The organism is Allobosea sp. NPDC055594, assembly GCF_053618995.1.
On record NZ_JBSHIO010000007.1, the window covers coordinates 19,091 to 33,543 of the forward strand.

The 14,453-nt window shown below is 67.0% G+C and carries 16 protein-coding genes; 4 read left to right on the forward strand and 12 right to left on the reverse strand.

All coding sequences use genetic code 11. The features are described 5' to 3' along the window. The first annotated feature begins 25 nt into the window (after positions 1–25). The gene (locus tag ACWGRX_RS15330; RefSeq protein ID WP_452118243.1) at positions 26–1,396 is read left to right on the forward strand and encodes a class I SAM-dependent methyltransferase; all 1,371 of its coding nucleotides are present in this window, start codon (positions 26–28) and stop codon (positions 1,394–1,396) included. Positions 1,397–1,406: 10 nt separating this feature from the next. Here the strand turns inward: ACWGRX_RS15330 and ACWGRX_RS15335 are convergent, their stop codons facing one another. From ACWGRX_RS15335 to ACWGRX_RS15365, 7 genes are all read right to left on the reverse strand, one after another. Next, a complete protein-coding gene (locus ACWGRX_RS15335) occupies positions 1,407–1,637 on the reverse strand; it encodes a hypothetical protein (RefSeq protein ID WP_291641493.1) in 231 nt (76 codons plus the stop codon). Positions 1,638–1,647: 10 nt separating this feature from the next. After that, entirely contained in the window at positions 1,648–1,779 is a 132-nt protein-coding gene (locus ACWGRX_RS15340; protein WP_291641496.1) for a hypothetical protein, read from the reverse strand. Positions 1,780–1,934: 155 nt separating this feature from the next. Further along, entirely contained in the window at positions 1,935–2,252 is a 318-nt protein-coding gene (locus ACWGRX_RS15345; protein ID WP_291641498.1) for a DUF2853 family protein, read from the reverse strand. 155 nt (positions 2,253–2,407) lie between these two features. Beyond that, positions 2,408–2,938: a L,D-transpeptidase gene (locus tag ACWGRX_RS15350; protein WP_452118244.1), complete on the reverse strand. Its 531-nt coding sequence runs from the start codon at positions 2,936–2,938 to the stop codon at positions 2,408–2,410. A 380-nt stretch (positions 2,939–3,318) separates the two neighbouring features. Continuing rightward, entirely contained in the window at positions 3,319–3,765 is a 447-nt protein-coding gene (locus ACWGRX_RS15355) for an NfeD family protein (RefSeq protein ID WP_452118245.1), read from the reverse strand. 1 nt (position 3,766) lies between these two features. Next, the gene (locus tag ACWGRX_RS15360; protein ID WP_452118246.1) at positions 3,767–4,747 is read right to left on the reverse strand and encodes an SPFH domain-containing protein; all 981 of its coding nucleotides are present in this window, start codon (positions 4,745–4,747) and stop codon (positions 3,767–3,769) included. Between the two features lie 74 nt (positions 4,748–4,821). Further along, positions 4,822–5,322 carry a MarR family winged helix-turn-helix transcriptional regulator gene (locus tag ACWGRX_RS15365; protein WP_452118247.1) on the reverse strand — a complete coding sequence of 167 codons (501 nt, stop codon included), beginning with the start codon at positions 5,320–5,322 and terminating at the stop codon, positions 4,822–4,824. Between the two features lie 54 nt (positions 5,323–5,376). On the opposite strand from ACWGRX_RS15365, the gene ACWGRX_RS15370 reads away from it, so the two are divergent. Then, positions 5,377–6,276, forward strand: coding sequence for an alpha/beta hydrolase (locus ACWGRX_RS15370; protein WP_452118248.1), 900 nt, complete (start codon positions 5,377–5,379; stop codon positions 6,274–6,276). 121 nt (positions 6,277–6,397) lie between these two features. Here ACWGRX_RS15370 and hemH read toward each other — a convergent pair whose 3' ends face one another. Beyond that, a complete protein-coding gene (gene hemH, locus ACWGRX_RS15375) occupies positions 6,398–7,459 on the reverse strand; it encodes a ferrochelatase (RefSeq protein WP_452118249.1) in 1,062 nt (353 codons plus the stop codon). A gap of 179 nt (positions 7,460–7,638) precedes the next feature. On the opposite strand from hemH, the gene ACWGRX_RS15380 reads away from it, so the two are divergent. Together ACWGRX_RS15380 and ung are read left to right on the forward strand one after the other, a co-directional pair. Further along, positions 7,639–9,159, forward strand: coding sequence for a bifunctional metallophosphatase/5'-nucleotidase (locus ACWGRX_RS15380; RefSeq protein WP_452118250.1), 1,521 nt, complete (start codon positions 7,639–7,641; stop codon positions 9,157–9,159). Positions 9,160–9,323: 164 nt separating this feature from the next. Then, on the forward strand, positions 9,324–10,022 hold the full coding sequence (gene ung / locus ACWGRX_RS15385) for a uracil-DNA glycosylase (protein WP_452118251.1): 699 nt from the start codon (positions 9,324–9,326) through the stop codon (positions 10,020–10,022). Between the two features lie 61 nt (positions 10,023–10,083). Here the strand turns inward: ung and ACWGRX_RS15390 are convergent, their stop codons facing one another. From ACWGRX_RS15390 to ACWGRX_RS15405, 4 genes are all read right to left on the reverse strand, one after another. Continuing rightward, a complete protein-coding gene (locus ACWGRX_RS15390; RefSeq protein WP_452118252.1) occupies positions 10,084–11,316 on the reverse strand; it encodes a phenylacetate--CoA ligase family protein in 1,233 nt (410 codons plus the stop codon). Between the two features lie 28 nt (positions 11,317–11,344). Beyond that, positions 11,345–12,025: a zinc metallopeptidase gene (locus tag ACWGRX_RS15395; protein ID WP_452118253.1), complete on the reverse strand. Its 681-nt coding sequence runs from the start codon at positions 12,023–12,025 to the stop codon at positions 11,345–11,347. A 46-nt stretch (positions 12,026–12,071) separates the two neighbouring features. After that, a complete protein-coding gene (locus tag ACWGRX_RS15400; RefSeq protein WP_291635540.1) occupies positions 12,072–12,917 on the reverse strand; it encodes an ABC transporter ATP-binding protein in 846 nt (281 codons plus the stop codon). 160 nt (positions 12,918–13,077) lie between these two features. Next, positions 13,078–14,406, reverse strand: coding sequence for an ABC transporter substrate-binding protein (locus tag ACWGRX_RS15405; RefSeq protein ID WP_452118254.1), 1,329 nt, complete (start codon positions 14,404–14,406; stop codon positions 13,078–13,080). Positions 14,407–14,453: the final 47 nt, after the last annotated feature.

Sequence of the window (14,453 nt, forward strand, 5' to 3'; positions counted from 1 at the left end):
TGCCGGTGCATTGCCGGGCGCATGCGTGAACGCGGTTGCAATGGTCGGCGTCCTGCGGCCTAAAGGCCGCAAGGTCAACGAGCAAGGTATCGGCATGGGTGGCGACGTCGAACGTATCGAGGCACTCCGGCGGCTTCTGTCCGAGGCCCATGCGAAGCTCGGGCTGAAACTCGGCTTCTCGCTATGGGATGGCTCGCGCGTGCCGGCCGACTGGCCGCAGGACGGGCTGATGATCGGGATCCGCGATTCCGGCGTCATCGCGGCGCTGTTGCGCAAGCCGAAGCTCGACACCTTGCTGCATCTGCATATCGCCGACCGGATCGCGATCGAGAACGGCTCGATCTTCGACCTCGCCGCGGCGCGGCCGGAGGGCAAGGTCGGGCGCCTGGCGCGCGGCATTTCGAAGGCGGCGGTCTTCGACCTGGTCCGGCGCTTCATCTTCGCGCCGGGCAAGGCTTCGGCGGCGGTGACGCATCGCAAGGGCGACGAGATCGCCCGCGATGGCGACCCAGCGACCAACAAGGCCAATGTCGCCTATCACTACGATGTCTCGAACGCATTCTACCGGCTCTTCCTCGATGAGGAGATGGTCTATACCTGCGCCTACTTCGCCGAGGATCACGGTGATATCGCCCGCGCGCAGCGCGACAAGCTCGACATGATCTGCCGCAAGCTGCGGCTGAAGCCCGGCGACAAGCTGCTCGACATCGGGTGTGGCTGGGGCGCCCTGATCTGCCACGCCGCTCAGCATTACGGGGTCGAGGCGCATGGGGTGACGCTGGCCGAGGAGCAGTTGAAGTTCGCGCGCGAGAAGGTCGAGCGGCTCGGGCTGCAGGACAGGGTCACGCTGCATCTCAAGGATTTCACCCAGATGGAGGGCGTCTTCGACAAGATCTCCTCGATCGGGATGTTCGAGCAGGTCGGCATCCGCAACCACACGACCTATTTCCAGGCGGTGAACCGGCTGCTGCGGCCGCGGGGGCTCTATCTGCACCACACCATTTCGCGCCGCGCGAAAAAGACCGACAAGGCCTTCAACAAGATGCCGGCCGAATACCGCGCCCTGGTGCGCTACATCTTCCCGGGCGGCGAACTCGACCATTTGGGCATGTCGATCGCCAATCTCGAGCGCAACGGCTTCGAGGTCCATGATGTCGAGGGCTGGCGTGAGCACTACCAGCGCACGACGAGGCTGTGGTGGGAGAGGCTGAACGCCCGCAAGGCCGAGGCCGAGGCCGAGATCGGCGCGGAGCGGACGCGGATGTGGCTGCTCTATCTCGCCGGTTGCTCGCTCGCCTTCGAGCGCGGCGGCGCGCTGGTCAACCAGACCTTGGTTTCCAAGCGCCGCAAGGGCCCGTCCGGCCTGCCGCTGTCGCGCGAGGATCTTTATCGCTGAGCGCGCGGGCTCAGGACAGGCGCGGCGGCAGCAGCTCGAGCGGGCGGGTCGCCAGCGTCACCCCGCCGGGCTCGCGACCGGCGCTGAAGCGGGCATAGTGCAGGGCGGCGTCGAGGCTGGCGAAATAGCCGCCGCCGCGCCCATGTGTCTCGACGGCGATCCAGAAGCCCTCGCGGTCGCGCCCGACCTCGAAATGCGGGCAGCCGGGCCGGGAGGCGACGGAGGTTTGCGGGGCCGGCATGGCGGCACCTTCAGAAGAAGCCGATGGTGACGGCGAGCGCGAGACCGGCGCCGAAGACGATGACGGCGACGAGCGCGGCTTCGAGGCCGGCGAGAATGGCCGGGGTGTTGCTGGCGACGGCGGTGCGGGAAAGCGAGAACATGGCGAAATCCCCCGACGCGGCGATGCGTCATGCCGGGGGCTTGGTGGGATCAGCCGCGGTTTCGCCTGCGGGGATGGAAGACGGCAGGTAGCGGACCATAAAAAAGGCGCCTCCCCTTCGGAAAGCGCCCTGCGGCCAGGCCGCGAAACCGGTTCCTACTTCTTCACGAAGGCATCGAGCTTTCCGTAATGCTCGGCGAGAAGATAGTAGAAGGTCAGGCGCGATTTGGTCTTGTCGGCCTTCATGTGCTCGCAGACCGCCTTGATCGAGGCGTCGAGGTCGCCGCCGTTGAGGCCGAGCTTCTTCTTCAGGAAGTTCTCGCGGACGCGCTCCAGTTCGGCCGGGTCGGAACAGGCGACATAGCGCGTATCCGGCTTGCTCATGACCAGTGCATAGGACTTCGACATTCCGGCGAAGGCCGCTTCGTTGACAGCCTTTTTGGCGAATTTCTTGACGTCGGCGAGATGATCCATCGGTAGCCCCTCTGAGACACTGCGGTTCGAAGTTGAGCAAGACTGGCGTCGCGCGCGGCGAACGATATCCGGCTTTCTTCCCGCAGGCGAGGGGGGCGGGCGAATCCGATGCGACTTTACGGCAGGAGGGGCTTCCTGCCGTAAAGCCGGCCGTCTCAGGGCATGACGACGACCGCGGCGCCCATGCGGACCCGGGCGTAGAGGTCGATCACATCCCGGTTGTGCATGCGAAAGCAGCCATAGGATGCGGCGGTGCCGACCGAGCGCGGATTATTGGTGCCGTGGATGGCATATTCGCCGCCCGGGCCGAGGCCGATGACGCGGGCGCCCATCGGGTTGTTGGGGGCGCCGCTCGGGATGATGTCGGGAATCGAGGGATTGTCGCGCTTGACCGAGGCCGGCGGGCTCCAGGAAGGCTCGATTGCGAGCTCCTCGATGTATTTCACGCCGCGCCATTGCTTGCCGGCCTTGCCGACGGCGATGGTGTAGCGCAGCGCCTGGCCGGGCGCGGCGATGAAGTAGAGCTTCCGTTCCGCGGTGCGGATGACGATCGTGCCCGGCTGGTAGCGATGGTCGGGAAATTCCACGACCTCGCGCGCCTGAACCGGGCGCAGCGCCAGCAGCATCAGCAGCAGCGAGAAACCCGCCGCGAGAATGAAATCGATCGGCCCTTGCCGGCGGGTCATGTCCTTCACCTCCTGCGCGGCAGCTGCCGCCTCGCAGGCGATTTGACGAAGGCTCGGGTGAATCGCCGGTTCAGCAAGATGGTGAACGGTCGATTCAGAATGAATCACGCCTGAATCTGCTCGGACTCAGGCAAGGACGCTACCGGCGGCCAAGGCTGCGATCAGCAGTGACAGGGCGGCGGCGAGCAAGAAGTCGATCGGCCCGTGCGGGATGCTCATGACGTGTCGCTCCGGCTTGTCGCGGGCCCGAGGGCGCGCGGCGCGGTGTGGTCATGCCAGCACCGGCCATGCCGGTCCATGGCAGGGACGCGCAAGGCTCAATGGCGGGTTAAGCCCATCCGTCGCATTCGGTGCAAGCAGACGGGAGCAGCAGTGGCGGCTCAGGCCTTCTCGACGATCAGCGTCGCGCCCTCGACCCTGACGACGCGGACCTCGGAGCCGGCGAGCAGTTCCGGGCCGGTGACGCGCCAGGAGGAATCCCCGACGCGGACGCGCCCTTCGCCGCCGGTCATCGTCGCCTCGAGCCTGAAGACCCGGCCGATCAGTTGCCGACCGCGATCGTTGAGACCGTGGGCGGCATCGGGCTCCTCGTCCTTGCGCCTTGTCGCGATGCGACCGACGAGAACACTGACGATGGCGAGGGCGGCGAAGACGAGCCAGGCCCCCTGCCAGGCGATGCCGGTCAGGCCGACCACGGCGCCGGTGACGAGGGCGGCGAGGCCGAGCCAGAGCAGGAAAACACCCGGCGCCAGCGTCTCGCCGCCGATCAGGACGAGACCGAGCGCGATCCAGGCCCAGCCGCCGAAGGAGGCGAACCAGTCGAGCATATCAGGCTCCGGGACTGCGGCCGGCGGCCGGCACCGAGCCGGTGCGGCGGCTCTCGAGCGCCTCCTCGCCGAACACCGCCTTGGTGAGCTGAGCGATGCCGCCGACCGTGCCGGCGAGCGCGGCGGCCTCGATGGGAACGATCACCAGCTTGCTGTTGCTCGCGCTGGCCATCGCCTTGAGGGCGTCGGTATAGCGCTCGGCGATCAGGAAGTTGGCCGCCTGGATGTCGCCGCGGCTGATCGCCTCGCTGACCATGGCGGTGGCGTTCGCCTCGGCCTGGGCGAGACGCTCGCGCGCCTCGGCGTCGCGCAGGGCGGCCTCCTTGCGGCCCTCGGCGGCGAGGATCTGCGACTGCTTCTGGCCTTCGGCCTTGAGGATCTCGGCCTGGCGCAGGCCCTCGGCCTCGAGTACGGCGGCGCGCTTCTCGCGCTCGGCTTTCATCTGGCGATTCATCGCGCCGGCGATGTCGGCCGGCGGCAGGATGTCGCGGATCTCGATGCGGGTGACCTTGACGCCCCAGGGCGAGGCGGCGGCGTCCATGACGCGCAGCAGCCGCTCGTTGATCTCGTCGCGATGCGAGAGCAACTGATCGAGGTCCATCGAGCCGACGACGGTGCGGATATTGGTCATGGTCAGCACCATCAGCGCATCGTCCAGGCTGGCGACCTCATAGCGGGCCTTGGCCGCGTCGAGCACCTGGAAGAAGGCGGCGGCGTCGATGCGTACGCCGGCATTGTCCTTGGTGATCGCCTCCTGGCTGGGAATGTCGAGCACCTGCTCCATGACGTTCACCTTGTGGCCGACCCGGTCGATATAGGGCACGATCAGGCCGAGGCCGGCGCCGAGCGTGCGCGAATAGCGGCCGAAACGCTCGACGGTGTAGTTGTAGCCTTGCGGTACCGTGCGCACGCCGAGCGCGATGGTCAGGATGACCAGCGCCACCAGCGCGACGACGACGATGTCGAACCCGTACGGACCCATGAAACCAGTCTCCAATCCAGCCAGTGCCCATCAAGCTGATGATTGCGAAGCTTTGATGCAAGCTCGCGTCGGGATCAGCCCTCCAGCGCCTTGACGACGCGCCACATCGTCTCACCGATGGCGTTGCATTCCTCCTCGCTGAGGACGCCCATCATCGCCTCGATCCGGGCGGTGTGGATCGCCAGGGCCTTGCGGGTGAGCGCCTCGCCCTCCGGCGTCAGCCAGAGCCGGCGGACGCGCTTGTCGGCCTCGTCATTGCGGCGCTCGATCAGGTTCCGGCGTTCGAGCTCCGGCAGCAGCATGCTCATGGCGCTGCGGCCGACGAGCAGCTTCTCGGCCAATGCCTGCTGCGTCAGTCCTGGCGTGCGGAAGACATTGGCGAGCACGTCGTAATGGGCGAGCTGGATCCCGAGCGGCACCAGCGCCTCGGAAAACACCTTCTTCCAGAGCTGGTGCATGCGCGCGACGGCGAGCCAGTTCTTGAAGCGCGGCAGATCCCAGGGCAGCCCGGTCCCGCCGGTGCCTCCAGGTTCTCCTGCCGGCTCACATGCCGGTGCGGAAATCGGCTCTTGCATTTTGTTCATCGCTGAACATAGTAGTTCAAGACTGAACAAACAGGGTTCCCGATCATGCCCAGCGCAGCCCTTCGCGTCATTCGTCCTCTCGTCCGCATCGGCAGCTTCATCGCGCCCCGCACGGCCGGGCGCGCCGCCTTCAAGCTCTTTTGTACCCCGCCGCGCCGCCCCGCTTCCGAGAGCCGCTCCGGCAAGGCGATCGCGGCCGCCCGCGCCCGACTCGCGCCGGCGATCAGGCAGGCGGTATCCTACCCGTGCGGGACGGTCAGCACCTATCTGTTCGAACCGGAGCCCCGCTTGCAAGACGGCGATGCTCCGGCGCCGACGGTGATCCTGCTGCATGGCTGGAACAGCGAGGCGGCGTTCATGACCGCCTTCGTCGAGCCGCTGCTCGCCGCAGGCTTTAGGATCGTCGCCTTCGACATGCCCGCCCATGGCGCCTCGACCGGGGCCGAGCTCAACATTCCGCTCGGTGTCGCGGCGCTCGCCGCGGTCGCCCGGGTGTTCGCCCCGGTCCATGCGATCGTGACGCATTCCTTCGGCGGAGCTATCGCGCTCGCCGCCCTGGCGGGCAGCGTGCCGGGCCAGCCGCCGGTCGCGGCGCGCCGGCTCGCTCTGGTCGCGGCGCCCTCCTCGATCGCGCTGATCACGCGTAATTTCGGCGCGACGATCGGGCTCGGCCGGCGCGGCCAGGCGGCGCTGGAGCAGCGCATCCACAGCGTCGCCGGCAATCCGGTCGAGGTCTTCGAGGGCCGCGCGCAACTGGCCGGGATCGGCCTGCCGACCCTGGTGATCCACGACCGGCAGGATCGCGAGCTCGATTTCCACCATGCCGAGGCGCTGGCGGCGGCGGGCCCGTTCGTGACGTTGCAGGAGACGGGCGGGCTCGGCCATCGCCGCATCCTGCAGGCGAAGCCGGTGGTCGAAAGCGTGACGCGCTTCGTGGTGGGCTGAACGATGCGCCTCGGCGCTTCCCGTCATCCCGGGCGACCAAGGGTCGACCCGGGATCCATCGGAGGGCACTCGCTTCGCTCCGGCCGGATGACCGGCAAAGAGGGAAGGGCGTCAGGATGCCTCAGACCCAGCCCATCAGCTCCCGGCGGACCAGCGCCTCGATCACGTCGATGCCTTCGGCGGAATCGTTGAGGCAGGGCAGATAGGCGAATTTCTCGCCGCCATTGTGCAGGAAGATCTCGCGATTCTCGCCGTCGAGTTCTTCCAGCGTCTCCAGGCAGTCGGCCGAGAAGCCGGGCGCAACGATGGCCAGCGACTTGGTGCCGCCCTGCGCCAGAGCCTTCACCGTTTCGTCCGTATAGGGCTGCAGCCATTCCTCCGGCCCGAAGCGCGACTGGAAGGTCAGCCTGAAGCGCTCGGGCGAAAGGCCGAGCGCCTCGCCCAGCAGCCGCGCGGTCTTGACGCACTGGCAGTAATAGGGGTCGCCCTTGAGCAGGTTCTCCTTCGGCATGCCGTGCAGTGAGCAGAGGATGATTTCGGGCTCGAAGTCGAGCTTGGCGAGCGAAGCCCGCATCGAGGTGGCGAGCGCGCCGATATAGGCGGGGTCGTCGTGATAGGCCGGCACGGTGCGCACCGCCGGCTGCCAACGCATCTCCATCAGCGCCCGGAAGGCATGGTCACAGGCGGTCGCGGTGGTCGGGGCGGCATATTGCGGATAGAGCGGCACGAACAGGATGCGGTCGCAGCCCTCGTTCTGGAGATGCTGGATTCTGCTCTTCACGTCGGGAAAACCGTAGCGCATCGCCCAGTCGAAGACGATGCGGTCGCCGGCGAAGCCCTTCAGGCGCTGCGCCAGCTGCTCGGTCTGCGAGCGGGTGATGGTCTTGAGCGGGCCCTCGTCGCGCTCCTTGTTCCAGATCGTGGCGTAGTCCTTGCCCTTCCGGCCCGGCCGCGTTGACAGGATGATCAGGTTGAGGATCGGCCACCATTTCCAGCGCGGCTCCTCGATCACCCGTCGGTCCGAGAGGAACTCCTTGAGATAGGCCCGCATCGGCCAATAGCCCGTGCCTTCGGGCGTGCCGAGATTCATCAACAGCACGCCGATCCGGCCGGAGCGGATTTGCGGATGGTCCGCCGGCAGCGCGATGGCGGCTTCGGCGTTGGTTTCGATGCGCTTGTCCATGGCCTGTGATTTAGACGAGTTCCGGCTTTCGTCCAGTCGGCAGACCGGTTTCGCTGCCGGGGTGCGACACTGCGGAAGCTGTTTTGACGGCAATCACACTTTTGCCGTGTGCGGCATCTCGCCAATCCAGCACGGCTCTTGCTAGTCTGGAAAAAATCAAAATCCGGAGGGGTTGGCCGATGCCCAAGATGACCCGTCGCCGCGCGCTCAGCGTGCTCGCCGCCCCCGCTGCCATGGCGGCGACCGCTCCGGTGGCGAAGGCACAGGCGCCCGCTCCGAGCTTCACTCTGCTGCTCGTCAACGACATCTACAAAATGAGTGACGACAAGGGCCGCGGCGGCTTCGCCCGCGCCTCCGGCATCGCCAAGGCGGAGCGGGCACGCAGCGTGCCGGTGCTGTTCTGCCATGCCGGCGATTGCTATTCGCCCTCGCTGATGTCTGGTTTCGACCAGGGCGCGCATATCGTCGCCATGCAGAACAAGATGGGGCTCGACGTCTTCGTGCCCGGCAATCACGAATTCGACTTCGGCAAGGAAAACTATCTCAAGCTCACCGCCGCCCAGACCTATCCGACCTTCGCCGCCAATCTGCGCGACGCGGCGGGCAATCTCCTGCCCGGACACAAGGATTCGCAGATCTTCGAACTCGGCGGCTTCAAGGTCGGCGTCATCGGCACGACCTATGATCCGACGCCGCAGCTTTCCAATCCCGGCGACCTGAAATTCTCCTCGACCATCGAGGCGCTGCGGCGCGAAGCGCGGGCGCTGAAGGCGCAAGGCGCCGACATCCTGGTCGGCGTCGTCCATGCCGACCGCGCCACCGACCTGCAGATCGTGCGCTCGCGCGTCGTCGACATCCTGCTGACCGGCCACGACCACGATCTCGCCATCGCCTATGACGGCAAGGTGGTGATGGTCGAGTCGAACGAGGAGGGCAATTACGTCACCGCGATCGACGTCGCCGCCAAGGCGAGCGGCGAGGGCGCCAATCGCCGGGTCGAATGGACGCCGACCTTCCGGGTCAACGACAGCCGCGCCGCGACGCCGGATCCCGAGATCGCCGCCATCGTCAAGGGCTATGAGGCCGAGCTCTCCAAGGAGCTCGACATCGAGATCGCGACGCTGGCCGCACCACTCGATTCCCGCACCGCCATGATCCGCACCCAGGAGACCGCGATCGGCAATCTGATCGCCGATGCGATCCGCAGCGCGACCGGCGCGCAGCTCGCCATCAGCAATGCCGGCGGCATCCGCGCCAACAAGCAGTATCCGGCAGGCCACAAGCTGACCCGGCGCGACGTCTTGAGCGAGCTGCCCTTCGGCAATGCTACCGTGATGGTCCAGATCACCGGCAAGGACGTGCAGGATGCGATCGAGAACGGGTTGCGCGATGCGCCGCAGGGCGCCGGCCGCTTTCCGGTGATCTCGGGGATGAAGTTCGAAGCCGATCTGAAGCAGCCGCAGGGCTCGCGCGTCATCGTGGTGACGGTGGACGACAAGCCGATCGACCCTGCCGGCAAGTACACGGTGGCCTCGAACAACTTCCTGCTCGATGGCGGCGACGGCTATGTCGCGCTCGGCCGTGGCAAGACGCTGATCGGCCTGACCGACGGCAAGCTGATGGCCAATGAGGTGATGGTCTATGTCCGTCGGCTCGGCACGGTCGACGCCAAGATCGAAGGCCGGGCGGTGCTGAAATAGGTAAGTCTTGGTCTGATCACAGCCATACCGGTCATCTCGGGCGACCGAAGGGAGACCCGGGATCGATGCCTGATCCCAGCCAATAGAGGTTCAGGCATGGATCCCGGCTCTTCGCTGCGCTACGGCCGGGATGACCAAGTCTTCTCCTGCCAGCAGAATCTACGATGCCGACCTTCGACGCAGCGCTCGCCGCCTTTCTCGCTTCGCCCGCCTCGGCTCCCTGGCGCGATCTTTCCGTCTTTCGCGACGGGACGGTGGCGCAGGCCTGCGCTGCCGTCGATGCCGAACGTGCCGCCGGCGAGATCGTCGCGCCGGCACCGGAACGCTTTCTGGCCGCGCTTGCCTTGACGCCGCTCGACCGGATCCGCGCCGTGATCCTCGGCCAGGACCCCTATCCGACGCCGGGCCATGCCAATGGGCTCGCCTTCTCCTATGTCGGCCCGCCGCCGCTGCCGCGCTCGCTCGTCAACATCTACCGGGAGCGGGCCGATGATCTCGGCCTGGCGCCGTCGCCGGGCGGTGATCTCTCATCCTGGGCGCGTCAGGGCGTGCTCCTGCTCAATACGGCGCTGACGGTGCGCGAGGGCGCCAGCAAGGCCGGCTCGCATCTCTCCCTCGGCTGGGGCGCGGTGACCGATGCGGTCATCGCCTCGGTCTCGGCCGCCCGGCCGCATGTCGTCTTCCTGCTCTGGGGCGCGCCGGCGCAGGCCAAGCGCCGCCTGATCGACGAGAGCCGCCATCTCGTCATCGCCAGTCCCCATCCCTCGCCGCTTTCGGCGCGGCGTGGCTTCTTCGGCTCGAAGCCGTTTTCGCGCGCGAATAAATGGCTGGAAGAGAAGCGGGAGCAGCCGGTCGCGTGGTAGGCGTGGGGAACCCTCTCCTTCCAGGAGAGGGTTCCCCACGCCTTTTCCGACGATGACGAGTTTATCCCACGGGCCGCTCGTCGGCGATGACCTTGCCGTCATTGGGCAAGGCGCCGAGCGGCAGGACCTCGACGGTGCCTTTCAGCTTCGTGATCTGCTGCAGGGTCGAGGAAACCGCGTCGATGAAACCCTTAGGCTCGGCATAGATCTCGGCCTTGAGCGTCATCGTGTCGACCTCGCCGGCGCGGCCGACGACGAGGCGGAGCTTGGCGATCTCGGCATGACGACGCGCGATCTCGGCGACCTGCTCGGGGCGGACGAACATGCCCTTGATCTTGGCGGTCTGGTCGGCCCGGCCCATCCAGCCCTTGATGCGGGCATTGCTCCGGCCGCTGGCGCTCGCACCCGGCAGGATCGCGGTGAGATCGCCGACGGCGAGCCTGATCTGCGGGTGGTGCGGGTCGAGATTGGTGACGACGATCTCGCCGACCTCGCCTTCCGCCACCGGGTCGCCGGTGCCCGGCCGGACGATCTCGACGATCAGGTTCTCGTTCAGGACCATGCCGTCGCGGGCAGCGGTCTCATAGGCGATCAGGCCGAGATCGGCAGTGGCGTAGAGCTGGTAGGCGTCGATGCCGCGTGCCCGCACCCAGTCCTGCAGCGAGGGCGGGAAGGCGGCGCCCGAGACCACGGCGCGCCTGATGCAGGAGATGTCGGCGCCGCGCGCATCGGCGGCCTCGATCAGGATCTTCAGGAAATCGGGCGTGCCGAGATAGGCGCTCGGCTTGTAGGCCGAGATGACCTCGAGCTGCTGCTCGGTATTGCCGGGACCGGCCGGGATCACGGCACAGCCGATCGCGCGGGCGGCGGAATCCATGATGAAGCCGCCGGGGGTCAGGTGGTAGCCGAAGGTGTTGAGGACGATGTCGCCCTTGCGGAAGCCGGCTGCGAACAGCCCGCGCGCCGTGCCCCAGGCGTCGATGCCGGTGCCCTCCGGCTCGAAGATCGGCCCGGGCGAGGTGAAGAGCCGGCCGAAGGAGCCGAGCGGCGCGCTGGTGAAGCCGCCGAAAGGCGGCGCCGCCCGCTGGAGTTCCGGCAGGTCAGCCTTGCGCAGCACCGGCAGGCGCGCGAGGGCGGCGCGGTCGCCAATGCTGGCGGGGTCGAACTCGCCGAGATGGGCGCGATAGCCCGGCGTCGCCAGCGCCGCCGCGAGCACGGCGGGCAGCCGGGAGAACAGGGCGGCCTCGCGCGCCGGCGGCGATCGCGTTTCGAGATCGTCGTAATGCTCGCTCATGGCTCGGCCCCTCGGGGAATGGTGTCGGTCATCGGATGAAGCGCAGGAGGCGCAGGAAATTCAGCAGCCCGACCAGCGCGCCCGCGACATAGGTCAGTGCCGCCGCCCGCAGTACGCCGCGCGCCGCCGGCACGTCGCCGGGATGGAGATAGCCGTCATTGGTCAGGATCGGCAGCGCCTTGCCGAAGCTGGCGTCGAATTCGAGCGGCAGCGTCACCAGATGCACGACGAGACCGATGCCAAGCAGGGCGATGGCAAAGCCGAATTGCATCAGGGCGATTGACGGCACGCGGGTCAGGATCGCGACCAGCGGGGCGGTGACCAGCACGACCATCGCGACCTTGTCGACCAGGCCGAGCAGACGCGCGAGCCCGGTGCGGGCGCCGAACAGCGTGCTGCCCTGCGCGTGCTGTATGGCATGGCCGACCTCATGGGCTGCGACCGCCACCGCGGTGATCGAGCGCCCGTCATGATTGTCCGGCGAGAGCCGCACCGCGCGCGCATCGGGGTCGTAATGGTCGCCGGCGACGGTGGTCTCGACTGCGACCGTGCCGAGCTGAAACCGGTCGAGCAGATGGCGGGCGAGCTCGCCGCCGGTTCCCGGCAGATCGGGCCGCGCTCCCGCATGTTTCTCCATTTCGTGCCGGACCCAGAATTGCGGGCCGAAGATCAGCGCGAGGAGCAGGAGAACGATGACGAGATAGAGCATGGGTCTGGTCCTGGACCCCTCCTGCGGCGGATTCGCGACGGCGCTCTCAGGACAGCCAGCGCTTGCGGCGCTTGTAGCTCTTGACCTCGCGGAACGACTTCTTGTTGCCCTCGGCGACGCCGAGATAGAATTCCTTGACGTCTTCGTTCTCGCGCAGCATCTGCGCCTCGCCGTCCATGACGACGCGGCCGGTCTCCATGATGTAGCCATAGGTGGCGTAGCGCAGCGCCATGTTGGTGTTCTGCTCGGCGACGAGGAAGGAGACGCCGTCCTCGGCATTGAGCCGACGCACGATCTCGAAGATCTCCTCGACGATCTGCGGCGCCAGCCCCATGGACGGCTCGTCGAGCAGGATCATCTTCGGCTTCGACATCATGGCGCGGCCGACCGCGCACATCTGCTGCTCGCCGCCGGAAGTGTAGCCGGCCTGCGAGTTGCGGCGCTGCTTCAGACGGGGGAAGAGTTCGTAGATCTTCTCGAGGTCGCGCTTGATCGCGGCATTGCCGTCGCGCCGGGTGAAGGCGCCGGTCAGGAGGTTCTCCTCGATCGAGAGATGGCCGAAGCAGTGCCTTCCTTCCATGACCTGGATGCAGCCCCGCCTGACCAGCTCGTTCGGCGACATCCTGTCGACGCGCTCGCCGTCGAAGACGATCGAGCCCTTGGTGACCTCGCCGCGCTCGGCCTTGAGCAGGTTGGAGATCGCCTTGAGCGTCGTGGTCTTGCCGGCGCCGTTGGCGCCGAGGATCGCGACGATGCCCTTGCGCGGCACGGTCAGCGAGACGCCCTTCAGCACCAGCACGACATGGTCGTAGATGACCTCGATGTTGTTCAGCGACAGGATCGTGTCCGTCGCGGTCACCGGGGCGGGCTGTTCGAGGGTGGCGGTGGACATCGTGCGCTCCTTCCCTTCTCCCCTCGGGGAAGAAGGTAGTCCGGCGTGAGCCGGGTCGGATGAGGGAAGGACGGATGAGGGCGGGTGCAAGACCTCCCTCATCCGTCTGCTTCGCAGACACCTTCTCCCCCGGAGGGGAGAAGGATTCGCGCTCGTCAGATCAGGACGACTTCTCGCAGGACTCGGTGCGCTTGGGCCAATTGCCGGCCTTCTCGACATAGTCCTTGGCGGCGGCCTCGATTAGCGGCCGGACCTCTTCTTTCATCGGCTCGATCCAGTCGCCCTTGCGGGTCCATTTGGCGCCGTCCCATTCGGCGACATAGGCCTTGTGGTGGCCGGAATGGTCGGTGCAGCTGACCTTCACCGGGGAGGCGAAGCCGGCCATGCCGATCTCCTTGAGCCGGGCCTCGTCGATATTGAGGTTCTCCAGGCCGCGGCGCATGTCCTCCGGCGTGATCACCTTCTTGCCGGTCAGCTTCTGGGCGGTGCGGATCGCCTCGACGACCAGCATCGAGTTGTAGACGCCGCGATTATAGAGGTTCTCGCCGACCTTCTCCTTCGGCGTGGTGCTCTTGCCCTTGTCGACGACGTGCTTGAGGATGTCCTGGATCACCGGGAAATCCTGGCCGGCCGCGTTGAAGTTCAGCGACCTGTAGCCCTTGGCCTCGGCGCCGCCGGCCCGGGCGTCGTCATCGCCGCCGGCCCACCAGACGCCGACCAGCTTGTTGATCGGGAAGTTGTTCTTGATCGCCTCCTTGACCGCGGTCGGGTTCATCGCGCCCCAGCCCTGGTTGTAGAGGAAATCGGGCCGGTCACGCCGGATCGAGAGCCAGAGCGAGCCCTGGTTCTGCATGTCGGCGGCGGCGACCGGATAGAGCTTGAGCTCGAAGCCGTATTTCTTGGCGAGGCTCTCGAGCACCGGGATCGGCTCCTTGCCGAAGGGCGCGTCGAGATGGATCAGGCCGAGCTTCTTGCCCTTCAGCTTGTCCATGCCGCCGAGTTCGGCCGCCATGTGCTTCACCATCACCGAGGCGCCGTCCCAATAGGTCAGCGGCGGGATGAAGACCCAGGGGAAGCTCGTGCCGTCGGCCGAGGCCGAGAGGCCGTAGGCCATCGAGAGGATCGGCAGCTTGTCGACATGGGCGCGCGGGATCGCGGCGAGCGTCGCGCCGGTCGACCACGGGCTGTAGACGATCGTCTTCGACTTCACCTGCTCGTAGCACTCGATCGACTTCTTGGTGTCGTAGCCGGTCTCGCACTCCTCGTAGACGATCTTGACGCCGTTCACGCCGCCATCGCGCTCGTTGATCATGGAGATGTAGTCGCGCATGCCGTCGCCGATCGGAATGCCGGAGCCCGAGAACGGCCCGGTGCGGTAGGCGTTGTTGGAGAAGTAGATCGTATCCTGCGCCGAAGCAGGCGCGGCGACGGCACCCGCCGCCAGGAGCGCGCCGAGCGCGACGCCCTTGATCATGCTGCTCTTCTTCATCTGCTTCCTCCGTGGGTTTCGGTCGGGTGCGGCCGGGGCCGTTCCGC

Bases quoted from the DNA above. Each gene is read 5' to 3' on its own strand.
- ung (WP_452118251.1), top strand. From the start codon at position 9,324: ATGCCGACCTTCGACGCAGCGCTCGCCGCCTTTCTCGCTTCGCCCGCC.
- ACWGRX_RS15370 (WP_452118248.1), top strand. From the start codon at position 5,377: ATGCCCAGCGCAGCCCTTCGCGTCATTCGTCCTCTCGTCCGCATCGGC.
- ACWGRX_RS15405 (WP_452118254.1), bottom strand. From the start codon at position 14,406: ATGAAGAAGAGCAGCATGATCAAGGGCGTCGCGCTCGGCGCGCTCCTG.
- ACWGRX_RS15335 (WP_291641493.1), bottom strand. From the start codon at position 1,637: ATGCCGGCCCCGCAAACCTCCGTCGCCTCCCGGCCCGGCTGCCCGCAT.
- ACWGRX_RS15390 (WP_452118252.1), bottom strand. From the start codon at position 11,316: ATGAGCGAGCATTACGACGATCTCGAAACGCGATCGCCGCCGGCGCGC.
- ACWGRX_RS15345 (WP_291641498.1), bottom strand. From the start codon at position 2,252: ATGGATCATCTCGCCGACGTCAAGAAATTCGCCAAAAAGGCTGTCAAC.
- ACWGRX_RS15360 (WP_452118246.1), bottom strand. From the start codon at position 4,747: ATGGGTCCGTACGGGTTCGACATCGTCGTCGTCGCGCTGGTGGCGCTG.
- hemH (WP_452118249.1), bottom strand. From the start codon at position 7,459: ATGGACAAGCGCATCGAAACCAACGCCGAAGCCGCCATCGCGCTGCCG.
- ACWGRX_RS15365 (WP_452118247.1), bottom strand. From the start codon at position 5,322: ATGCAAGAGCCGATTTCCGCACCGGCATGTGAGCCGGCAGGAGAACCT.
- ACWGRX_RS15340 (WP_291641496.1), bottom strand. From the start codon at position 1,779: ATGTTCTCGCTTTCCCGCACCGCCGTCGCCAGCAACACCCCGGCCATT.
- ACWGRX_RS15400 (WP_291635540.1), bottom strand. From the start codon at position 12,917: ATGTCCACCGCCACCCTCGAACAGCCCGCCCCGGTGACCGCGACGGAC.
- ACWGRX_RS15380 (WP_452118250.1), top strand. From the start codon at position 7,639: ATGCCCAAGATGACCCGTCGCCGCGCGCTCAGCGTGCTCGCCGCCCCC.
- ACWGRX_RS15395 (WP_452118253.1), bottom strand. From the start codon at position 12,025: ATGCTCTATCTCGTCATCGTTCTCCTGCTCCTCGCGCTGATCTTCGGC.
- ACWGRX_RS15350 (WP_452118244.1), bottom strand. From the start codon at position 2,938: ATGACCCGCCGGCAAGGGCCGATCGATTTCATTCTCGCGGCGGGTTTC.
- ACWGRX_RS15355 (WP_452118245.1), bottom strand. From the start codon at position 3,765: ATGCTCGACTGGTTCGCCTCCTTCGGCGGCTGGGCCTGGATCGCGCTC.